General features: G+C 46.9%; 7 protein-coding genes. 2 read left to right on the top strand and 5 right to left on the bottom strand.

Annotation, left to right across the window (positions count from 1 at the left end):
• The first annotated feature begins 483 nt into the window (after positions 1 to 483).
• Positions 484 to 672: a hypothetical protein gene (locus QX565_RS00370; protein WP_289290566.1), complete on the top strand. Its 189-nt coding sequence runs from the start codon at positions 484 to 486 to the stop codon at positions 670 to 672.
• Positions 673 to 1642: 970 nt separating this feature from the next.
• Here the strand turns inward: QX565_RS00370 and QX565_RS00365 are convergent.
• On the bottom strand, positions 1643 to 1918 hold the full coding sequence (locus QX565_RS00365; protein WP_289290565.1) for a hypothetical protein: 276 nt from the start codon (positions 1916 to 1918) through the stop codon (positions 1643 to 1645).
• A gap of 401 nt (positions 1919 to 2319) precedes the next feature.
• On the opposite strand from QX565_RS00365, the gene QX565_RS00360 reads away from it, so the two are divergent.
• Positions 2320 to 3438: a Fic family protein gene (locus QX565_RS00360; RefSeq protein WP_289290564.1), complete on the top strand. Its 1119-nt coding sequence runs from the start codon at positions 2320 to 2322 to the stop codon at positions 3436 to 3438.
• Between the two features lie 93 nt (positions 3439 to 3531).
• Here the strand turns inward: QX565_RS00360 and QX565_RS00355 are convergent, their stop codons facing one another.
• The 4 genes from QX565_RS00355 to QX565_RS00340 all read right to left on the bottom strand — a co-directional run bounded on the left by QX565_RS00355 (position 3532) and on the right by QX565_RS00340 (position 5842).
• Positions 3532 to 3975, bottom strand: a complete 444-nt coding sequence (locus QX565_RS00355) for an HU family DNA-binding protein (protein ID WP_289290562.1) — start codon at positions 3973 to 3975, stop codon at positions 3532 to 3534.
• A gap of 289 nt (positions 3976 to 4264) precedes the next feature.
• Positions 4265 to 4714, bottom strand: a complete 450-nt coding sequence (locus tag QX565_RS00350; protein WP_289290561.1) for an HU family DNA-binding protein — start codon at positions 4712 to 4714, stop codon at positions 4265 to 4267.
• Between the two features lie 388 nt (positions 4715 to 5102).
• The gene (locus QX565_RS00345; RefSeq protein ID WP_289290559.1) at positions 5103 to 5555 is read right to left on the bottom strand and encodes an N-acetylmuramoyl-L-alanine amidase; all 453 of its coding nucleotides are present in this window, start codon (positions 5553 to 5555) and stop codon (positions 5103 to 5105) included.
• Between the two features lie 8 nt (positions 5556 to 5563).
• Complete coding sequence (locus QX565_RS00340) at positions 5564 to 5842, bottom strand: DUF4248 domain-containing protein (protein ID WP_289290557.1); 279 nt, start codon at positions 5840 to 5842, stop codon at positions 5564 to 5566.
• Positions 5843 to 6473: the final 631 nt, after the last annotated feature.

Genomic DNA, 6473 nt, shown 5'->3' with positions numbered 1-6473 from the left:
GTGCCATTCAGGCACGCCCGCAGGAAAAATGGGTTATTATGTTCAATAGGGTTTTCTACAGCCCTGCACGTTCCCCGTGCTCCCGGGCTGCCCTGCGGATGATAGCCGCCGCCTTGTGTGCTTCCGGTTGCGGATGGCGTTCAGCCGCCACCCCGAAGGGGCCCTCGTCGGCTGTCCGAGCCGCAGTCTTACGGGCGTTCGTGACGGAAGTGTTTGCCCCTCCCTGCTTTTGCCGGCAAGCCGTCAAAGCGGGCACCTCCCCCCGCGGGGGAATAGTACGGCATACGTTCTCCCCTGCGGCATGCCTGCCGATGACAGCCGTAACCGGCTGCACGGCGGGACGGCTACGCCGCCCGCTGCATGCGGATATGGCAAAAAAGAACCGCTGTCCTCCGGGAAGGGGTAGAGTGACAGCGGTTCGGCGAGCTAACTGGTTAGGCAAGCAGGATTTAGATTTAAAATAAAAATGAAAAAGAATTTATTATGAAAAAATTAGAAGGAAAATGGTATTTTTATAGGTATTACACTTCGCGGGCACCTTGTCCAGATTATGTCGGATTTGCAAAATCGGTTTCCTGTACAGGTTTGTTTGATGCGGGCTTTGTATTGATTGGCATATTCATGGCCGACTGCAATTGTCAGGCAGGAGTATCTTACCTTATGTACCTTTAGTATGTACTTCGCTGCATTGATAATAATCGCTATCTGTTCGGCTCTACAGGAGGATGTAAGGCAGTCCAACAATTCAAAATCTCTTGTTTCGGTGGCATAATATAGTATCTTTTTTCCTCGTTGAAGAATGTAATTCAGCCGATACCAACCGCTTGCGTTGGTTCTGCGTCGATGGAAATACAGGATTTTGATAGTAGATTGTTTGCCCATAGTTCAAACGTATAATCGGGCAGGGAAAAATGAACGGCCCTGCTGACCCGCTGCACTACGTAATCTCAATGCGAAGCAAAGGAAAAACATATGCTAACCCATTACAAGTTAGACACGGGGGCAGAGCCGTTTTATCCTAAAGCTGCGGACATAAAATAGATTATGTCCGTAGCCAGTTTAAAACAAAGAGATGTTATCCCTTCGTTTCGCATTAATAAAAATACGTAGTGCACCACAAAGGTGGTGATTATTTTTGAATTGCCATAACAAAAGGATAAAAAATGTACAATGAAACACTTTTATTGATAGGATTGTTTGCTGAACGCCTTTGTATAGGGGAGATTTAATGAAAACAGAACGGTTCTGCTGACCCGCTGCACTATCAGACATTCGATGCAGAAACAAAGAAAGAAAAATATGCCGACCTATTACAGTATCAGGCACGGGAGCAGAACCGTTTATCTAAAGCTATCAAATAGCCGTCTCTCAGCAGCCGCCAAGTAACCGGCAAGGCCGACGCTACAGGAAACACACAAAGATGCACATAATTTCCGGTATCACCAGCGCAGCCCCTACACATTTTTTTTCTTTTTTCTTAAACATCCATCAGGACACGGACGGGCAGCCGGCAATGAATTTCGGCAGAAAATACCGCACGACGCAGGAGCGCAGGATATTTTGTGCTGAAATAGCGTAGCGGTCATTGATGGATGGACGGCTGCGCCCTATCTTCGTGCGGGAAAAGAGGAAAAAGACACGTTTACCGGCTTCCGTCGTCTTCCGGATTGAAGATATAGTTGTATTCGGTGATCGTCATGCAGTCAAACGGCGGTTCGGGCTTGAGTAACGTTCGGCAACTGGGTACAATCTGGGTTTGATTGCTGTGTATGGCTTCATCTATTATGTTTTGATATTGCCGGATGATTATTCGTTGCCCTATAATGACATATATACTGATAATCCATGTACTAATCACCAAGCAGTAAGCGGCTTTGTGTGGTAGACCAAAGAAGTTTTGTTTGCCGTAATTTTCCATATCAATAGATTTAAAAGGGACGTGCCCGCATTAGTGAATATAATTCTCAGAGAGGGAAGCGGCATCAACCCAGCAAAGCAATTATAAACCTAAACGGACACGCTTATTGAGTTGTAAGGATACAACGCAACCAGTCCGTTTAGTCGTTGCTTTGCTTAGAAAAAATTGCCGCTTTTTCTCAGAGTCTTGACTAAACGTAATAAAAACAAGGTGTTCTCTCGACGGAGAGCACGGAGCAAAGATACATAAATATGTAGAAAGAAAAACGTGTTTCTTTTGTATAACCGTGTGCATATATAAAGAAAAACGTGTTTTTTTTATATATCTCCATGAACGTATAAAGAAAACGCATCTTTTTTTATATATTTGTGCGTATCATCTTTATAAACGTATAAAAAGAAATGTATCAAATTCCCACGTTACCACTGCAACAAGAGATTGAAACGAAAGCCGTTTTGAAGCAAGCGGCCAAGTCGCACCGGAGACTTGCCGAACTGAAAGGGGCTGTTTTGTCTATGCCCAATACTACCATATTGATTAATACGCTGTCGCTGCAAGAGGCAAAAGACAGTTCGGCCGTAGAAAGTATCATTACTACCCACGACGAACTATATAAAGCCGAGTTATCACTCCATACGGCTATTACTGCTGCCACTAAGGAGGTGCAAAGCTATTCGGAAGCATTGATACACGGTTTTGAGTTGGTTAAGCAACACGGGTTGCTGACCTGTAACGACATGATTGAAATTTATAGGAGAATCAAGCACAATCAGGCAGGCTATCGGGTGACGCCGGGCACGGCTCTTATCAATGACCGTACGGGGGAAGCGGTATATGAACCGCCTCAGAGTTATGATGAAATAGTGTCCTGTATGTCTAATCTGGAAAAGTTCATTAATGACGATTCGGTTAGCGATCTGGACCCGCTGGTTAAGATGTGCGTCATTCATCATCAGTTTGAGAGTATTCACCCATTTTCCGATGGTAACGGCAGAACGGGGAGAATCGTCAATATCCTGTATTTGGTTATTCAAGGCTTGTTGGATTTGCCGGTGTTGTACCTGAGCCGCTATATCATCAAGAACAAAGGGGAATATTATCGTTTACTCCAAGCCGTCAGAGACAATCAGGAGTGGGAAGCATGGGTTCTGTTTCTCCTGAAAGGATTGGAAGAAACGTCTCAGGAGACAGTTGAACTTATCTTGAAAATGAAGTCTTTGATGATGGAATATAAAAAGAGAATCAGAGAGCAATTTCCCAAAATCTATTCGCAGGATTTGCTGAACAACCTGTTTAAGCATCCTTACACAAAAATAGATTTTGTATGTGATGAATTGGGCGTATCACGTCCCACTGCCACTTCGTACCTTAATCAGTTGGTTGATGCGGGCTTTCTAAGTAAAATGAAACTGGGACGGGATAACTTTTACCTGAATATGAATTTGTTCAATTTGTTGATAAATGCTTTTCATGTTGATATAAACGAAGCCAATAGCCAGCAGGTAGAAACAATCGGATAAGTTCTACGATATAAACGATTTCGCCCGGATGATGGAAATATCACCCGGGCGAATTGTTTTTTGTCCTCTCCTATAAAGGGCATTTAGCAGTGTTTATACACTTGGGTCTTCTCCTTCACCTTCGTTGCCTTCACCATTACCGCCCGCTTGGATTGTACCTGCTTTGGTGAAAGAGAGCGATTTACACATTGCTTTCAGGTCGGCGCAGGGTGTGAAGATGATGCGTGCCTTTACAATTTTGGCGGCATTTACTTCTTTTTCTTTCTCCATGCCCTGACTGGAAATGGAAATACGGAAACTTCCGAGATCGTTCAGGCGTACAATCTGCCCGTTGGCAAGTCGTTGCAACATAACAGTCATAAATGCGTCGAGCACCGCTTTTGCGTCCGAACCGGTCACCGTACAACGGTCGGCCACGGCACGGGTCATGCTTTTGAAATCATCCTCGCCGCTGCTTTGCACTTGGGCGTAATACTTTGCCGGTTCATCTTTTTTAAGAGGGTTTTTGCGAGCTACTACAGAATACTTGACAGCCATAATATATTAATTTTTAAGGGGTTAATAATGTTGCAAATGTATATATGTGCGTGAGACGGCCACGGGGTTCGTGCAGATACCTTCTGCTTTCTCCGTTTTTGATGTTCTTTTGTCCGGTTATGTAAATGGCTGTAAACGTGAATGTAATGCCTTGACAGGGCTAAAAAGAGGGGGTGAGTGCATCTTCTTTATGTTCCCGGCACTTCGTCAGGTGGAAATAAAAAAACGTCCGGACGATTTTTTATTTCGTCCGGACGTTTTCGGATGTTTTTCAGTGCGTTTTGCCCTGTTAATCCATCGGGTCGATAACTTCGCCGCCTTCGCCGTCGGGGTCTTCCGGTTTTTCCATCGTTCCGCCGAATTTCGTAAATTTGATTGAGGTACACATGTTTTTCAGTTCCTTGCAGGGGCGGAACAAGATGCGTGCTTTCGTAATCTTGCTTGCGTTGAACGCCTTTTCGGTGTCTACGCCTTGCGATGTGGCAGAGATACGGAACGTGCCGAGGTCGTTGATACGTACAATTTTGCCATCTTTGAGTTGTGCGGACATCTCTTTCATAACGGCGTCCATGACCGCTTTAACGTCTGAGGATGTAACAGAACAACGTCCTTCTACTGCGGCGGCAAGATCGTCAAAGGTGTATTCGTCCTTTGCCTGTATTTGGGCGTAGAATTTGGCGGGTTCCTCTTTCTTTTGGGGGTTGGTGCGGGTGATAACGGAATAAGCTACATAAGCCATAATTGTGTGAGTTTTGTTTTTAGTTATACAATCGGTTTGTTTGTACTGCAAATGTACCTTTATTGAGTAAATGGGGCGGGCGGTGTGTCCTCATGTGCCTTGTTATGTGCGGTTATGGCATGAAAAAAGAGCCGCACGGGGTTAGCGTACGGCTCTCAAAAGAGGATTGACTTTATTTGCCCGTGTCTTCGTTGGCGGTTTGACCTGTCAACCAAGTGACGAACTTACAAAGAACTCTTAGCACTTTGAGAGTGCCTTTCCAAAACGGTTTCATTGTGACCTCCTTTTTAAATGATTCGCCGGCAAAGGTAGGGGCTTGCTACGGTGGTGTTGTCGGTTCGGGCGGCTGCGGGCTGGTAGTGGCATTTGTATCCGCTTTTTCGTCCGGTTACAGTGCGGCGTATTCGTTTGCAGCGTTGAAACAGGGGCACATCTTGATATATTCTTGTGGTTCAATGACGCCATTTCCGTTCAGGTCGGGGCTGAGGTCACGATGTCCGCAGATGCGTGTTGCGGGGTAGGTATTACGAAGCTGACGGAGTAGGGCGATTAGGGTTTGTTTCTGCTGCGGCGTACGTGTGTCGGTTGGCTGTGCGTTTGCGTCGAGTCCACCTTCGTAGGCTATACCGATACTGTGTGCGTTGTATCCTTTGGCGTGCGCTCCGGTCAGGTTGATTTCACGCATGGCATGTACTTGTCCGTCCCGGGTGATGTAGAAATGATAGCCGCAACCGTTGAAACCCCGGCGGCGGTGTTCGGCGTCAAGGGCTTCGGGTGTCAGGGTGGAAGTGCAGCGGGATGCGGTGCAGTGGATTACGATCAGGTTGATAGTGCGTGTCATGGTGTCAGTTAAAAGGGTGATCCGAATGCGTTTGCGATAAGGTCTTTTTGCCGGGGCGTGATGATGCGTTGCTGGGTGTGGTAGTTGGTTTTGTCCAGTTCGGCCAGTAACTCGGGACTGTCGGTAATCCATTGTTTCAGGCGTTTGCTTGCGCTTGCCGGTGCGATGTTGGGGAAGTAGAGGACGGCAAGTTCTTTGATTCCGTAAGCCCGGTTTTCAAGTTGCTGCGGGGTGGTTGCCTTACGTTGGAGGTTAGGTACGTTGTTAGATGATGATAAGTTGTTCATATTGAAGGTGGTTGGTTTGTTTCCTGTAGTAAAGGTACGATATTTATTTGTTGCTGGTACGAGCCGTTTGTGATTTGTACGGATATATACAGTTAACATGGAGATTTATTGCTGAGGGAAGGGCTTTTGTGTAAAATGTGACGTGATTGGTGACGTTGGTAGCTTTTGTGACGTAAAATGTGACGTAATTGGTGACGTTAGTAGCTTTTGTGACGTAAAATGTGACGTAATTGGTGACGTTGGTAGCTTTTGTGACGTAAAATGTGACGTGGTTTTTTGCCGTAGCCGTCCCGCCGTGCAGCCGGTTACGGCTGTCGTCGGCAGGCACGCCGCAGGGGAGAACGTATGCCGTACTATTCCCCCGCGGGGGGGAGGCGCCCGCTTTGACGGCTTGCCGGCAAAAGCAGGGAGGGGGCAAATACTTCCGTCACGAATGCCCGTAATACTGCGGCTCGGACAGCCGACGAGGGCCCCTTTGGGGTGGCGGCTGAACGCCATCCGCAACCGGAAGCACACAGGGCGGCGGCTATCGTCCGCAGGGCAGCCCGGGAGCACGGGGAACGTGCAGGGCTGTAGAAAACCCTATTGAACATAATAACCCATTTTTCCTGCGGGCGTGCCTGAATGGCAC

This window comes from Bacteroides sp. 41_26 (assembly GCF_949740115.1).
Classification (GTDB): domain Bacteria; phylum Bacteroidota; class Bacteroidia; order Bacteroidales; family Bacteroidaceae; genus Bacteroides; species Bacteroides nordii.
This window is presented reverse-complemented; position numbering and strand designations above follow the sequence as displayed.